Annotated in this window: 2 protein-coding genes; both read left to right on the top strand. The window is 49.3% G+C overall.

Annotation, left to right across the window (positions count from 1 at the left end; genetic code table 11):
- Positions 1 to 531 (top strand): MFS transporter (locus EQY_RS0118255; RefSeq protein WP_000674801.1); only part of this gene is annotated, 531 nt, incomplete at its 5' end.
- Between the two features lie 101 nt (positions 532 to 632).
- The gene (gene amn, locus EQY_RS0118250) at positions 633 to 2,087 is read left to right on the top strand and encodes an AMP nucleosidase (RefSeq protein WP_001060235.1); all 1,455 of its coding nucleotides are present in this window, start codon (positions 633 to 635) and stop codon (positions 2,085 to 2,087) included.
- Positions 2,088 to 2,170: the final 83 nt, after the last annotated feature.

The raw sequence follows: 2,170 nt of genomic DNA, 5'->3' as shown, positions 1-2,170 counted from the left end.
TTGCTGACGATGTATATCGTTACCGCCTTTGCGCTTAACTACTCAACCCAGAATATGGGTCTGCCACGCGAATTATTCCTGAATATTGGTTTGCTGGTGGGAGGGTTAAGCTGCCTGACAATTCCCTGTTTTGCCTGGCTTGCCGATCGTTTTGGTCGCCGCAGGGTTTATATCACTGGCGCAGTTATCGGAACCTTAAGCGCGTTTCCTTTCTTCATGGCGCTCGAGGCTCAATCCATTTTCTGGATAGTCTTCTTCTCCATTATGCTGGCGAATATTGCGCATGACATGGTGGTTTGTGTGCAGCAACCGATGTTCACAGAGATGTTTGGTGCCAGTTATCGCTACAGCGGCGCTGGGGTCGGATATCAAGTTGCCAGTGTGGTTGGTGGTGGGTTTACCCCTTTTATTGCCGCCGCCCTCATTACTTATTTTTCCGGGGACTGGCATAGCGTCGCCATTTATTTGCTGGCTGGATGCCTGATTTCCGCAATGACCGCTTTGTTGATGAAAGACAATCAACGCATCTGATGGTCTGGCGAAGATCATTCGATCTTCGCCTTACACTTTTGTTTCACATTCCTGTGACATACTATCGGATGTGCGGTAATTGTATGGAACAGGAGACACACATGAATAATAAGGGCTCCGGTCTGACCCCAGCTCAGGCACTGGATAAACTTGACGCGCTGTATGAGCAATCTGTAGTCGCTTTACGCAATGCCATTGGCAACTATATTAAAAGTGGCGAATTACCTGATGAAAACGCCCGCAAACAAGGTCTTTTTGTCTATCCATCATTGACCGTGACCTGGGATGGCTGCGCCACAAATCCTCCCAAAACACGCGCATTTGGACGTTTTACTCACGCTGGCAGCTATACCACCACTATTACCCGCCCTGCTCTCTTTCGTTCGTATCTCAATGAACAACTAACGTTACTGTATCAAGATTATGGTGCGCACATCTCCGTGCAACCCTCGCAGCATGAAATCCCCTATCCCTATGTCATCGATGGCTCTGAACTGACACTTGATCGTTCGATGAGCGCCGGGCTAACTCGTTACTTCCCGACAACAGAACTGGCGCAAATTGGCGATGAAACTGCAGACGGCATTTATCACCCAACGGAATTTTCTCCGCTATCGCATTTCGATGCGCGCCGGGTCGATTTTTCCCTCGCGCGGTTACGCCATTATACCGGCACGCCAGTCGAACATTTTCAGCCGTTCGTTTTGTTTACCAACTACACACGTTATGTGGATGAATTCGTTCGTTGGGGGTGCAGCCAGATCCTCGATCCTGATAGTCCCTACATTGCTCTTTCCTGTGCTGGAGGGATATGGATCACCGCCGAAACAGAAGCCCCTGAAGAGGCGATTTCTGATCTCGCATGGAAAAAACACCAGATGCCAGCATGGCATTTAATCACTGCCGATGGCCAGGGTATTACTCTGGTAAATATTGGTGTGGGGCCATCAAATGCTAAAACCATCTGCGATCATCTGGCGGTGCTACGCCCGGATGTCTGGCTGATGATTGGTCACTGCGGTGGATTACGTGAAAGCCAGTCCATTGGTGATTATGTACTTGCACATGCTTATTTACGCGATGACCACGTTCTTGATGCAGTTTTACCGCCCGATATCCCTATTCCCAGCATTGCTGAAGTGCAACGCGCGCTTTATGACGCCACCAAACTCGTCAGCGGCAGGCCGGGTGAGGAAGTTAAACAGCGGCTACGTACTGGCACTGTGGTAACTACTGATGACAGGAACTGGGAATTGCGTTACTCGGCTTCTGCACTTCGTTTTAATTTAAGTCGGGCCGTAGCGATTGATATGGAAAGCGCAACCATTGCAGCACAAGGATACCGTTTCCGCGTGCCATACGGGACGCTACTGTGTGTTTCAGATAAGCCATTGCATGGTGAGATTAAACTTCCCGGCCAGGCTAACCGTTTTTATGAAGGTGCGATTTCCGAACACTTGCAGATTGGCATCCGGGCAATTGATTTACTGCGCGCGGAAGGCGATCGACTGCATTCCCGTAAACTGCGCACCTTTAATGAGCCGCCGTTCCGATAATGAGCGAAGATCCTTTGCATCAAGAAAAGATGTGAAGGATTTTATAAGTAAAAAGCAAAAAGCCCGCTATAAAAGCGGGCTTT

This window comes from Escherichia sp. TW14182 (assembly GCF_000208525.1).
Classification (GTDB): domain Bacteria; phylum Pseudomonadota; class Gammaproteobacteria; order Enterobacterales; family Enterobacteriaceae; genus Escherichia; species Escherichia ruysiae.
This window is presented reverse-complemented; position numbering and strand designations above follow the sequence as displayed.